Here is a 271-nt window from a genome sequence, read left to right on the forward strand (position 1 = left end):
GCGGCACTAGCTCAGTTGGTAGAGCGCAACCTTGCCAAGGTTGAGGTCACGAGTTCGAGCCTCGTGTGCCGCTCCAATTATCTGGAAGCAATTTGGCGGAATGGCAGAGTGGCCATGCAGCGGATTGCAAATCCGTCTACCTCGGTTCGACTCCGGGTTCCGCCTCCATATAATACTCCACATGCTCTAGGAGCGACCCGATGCCCGGGTGGTGGAATTGGTAGACACAAGGGATTTAAAATCCCTCGCTGGTAACAGCGTGCCGGTTCAA

The 271-nt window shown here is 55.4% G+C and carries 2 tRNA genes; both read left to right on the forward strand.

Annotation, left to right across the window (positions count from 1 at the left end):
* Nucleotides 1-76 (forward strand) — tRNA-Gly (locus HUS62_RS22780).
* A gap of 18 nt (nucleotides 77-94) precedes the next feature.
* Nucleotides 95-168: transfer RNA gene (locus tag HUS62_RS22785), tRNA-Cys, on the forward strand.
* Nucleotides 169-271: the final 103 nt, after the last annotated feature.

This window comes from Pseudoalteromonas sp. 0303 (assembly GCF_013349995.1).
Taxonomy (GTDB): Bacteria; Pseudomonadota; Gammaproteobacteria; order Enterobacterales; family Alteromonadaceae; genus Pseudoalteromonas.